General features: G+C 64.3%; 2 protein-coding genes. Both read left to right on the top strand.

The genetic code is table 11. The features are described 5' to 3' along the window. Positions 1–508, top strand: a 508-nt coding sequence (locus HX846_RS33315) for an HlyD family efflux transporter periplasmic adaptor subunit (protein WP_178967063.1), incomplete at its 5' end; no start/stop codon positions are given. Further along, on the top strand, positions 508–919 hold a 412-nt coding region (locus tag HX846_RS33310; RefSeq protein ID WP_178967062.1), incomplete at its 3' end, for an FUSC family protein. The genes HX846_RS33315 and HX846_RS33310, both read left to right, overlap by 1 nt.

The following is a 919-nucleotide window of genomic DNA, read 5'->3' as shown; positions in this document are numbered from 1 at the left end:
CCTGGATGCGGCCCGCAGCCAACTGGCCCATGCGCGGCTGGATCTGGACCGCACGACGATTCGTTCGCCGGTCGACGGCTATGTGACCCAGTTGCGGCTGCAGCCGGGTGACTACGCGGCAGCGGGCGAGACCAATATCTTTGTGGTCGATAGCCATAGCTTCTGGGTCACCGGTTACTTCGAGGAGACCAAGCTGGCCGGTGTTCGGGTGGGGGCTGCGACGTCCATCAAGCTGATGGGTTTTTCACCGCTGCTCGAAGGGTATGTGGCGAGCATTGGTCGGGGCATTGCCGACGGTAACGAGCTGCGCAGTAACAGTGGTTTGCCCCAGGTGGCACCTACGTTCAGCTGGATACGCCTGGCCCAGCGCGTGCCCGTGCGGATTGAACTGGACAAGGTGCCGCCCGGTGTGGAGCTGGCGGCGGGGATGACCGCCAGCATCGAGGTTGCCGAGGAGGGCACGGCGCCGCGCTGGAGGCTGGTGCAATGGCTTCAGGCGTTCATGTGATGCTCCGTGCACTGCGCATGCTGGGGGCATGGGAAGCTGCTACCTCGGGCTATGTGCTGCGTAGTCTTTTGGCGGCCTCATTGGCCCTGTGGCTGGGGTTCCAATTACACCTGGATTCGCCGTTCTCGGCCGCCTCAACCGTGTTGTTGCTGATCCATCCGCTGCAGGGGGCAGTGGTTGGCAAGGGCTTCCATCGGGCACTGGGCACCCTCGTGGGGTTGGCTGTGGCATTGGTCCTGACCAGTCTGTTCGCCCAGCAAATGCTGCTGTTTATCCTCGGGATCGGGGTATGGCTGGGCCTTTGTGTCGGCGCCATGACCGTGTTTCGGCACTACCAGGCCACGGCGGCGGTGGTCGCCGGCTACACCGTTTGCCTGGCCCTGGGGCCCGCCATCGTCGCGCCGCAGCAAG

Origin of the sequence: Pseudomonas sp. K5002 (genome assembly GCF_013386655.1) — a bacterium.
Taxonomy (GTDB): Bacteria; Pseudomonadota; Gammaproteobacteria; order Pseudomonadales; family Pseudomonadaceae; genus Aquipseudomonas.
The sequence above is the reverse complement of the archived record's forward strand: the minus strand, read 5'-3'. Positions and strand labels throughout refer to the sequence as shown.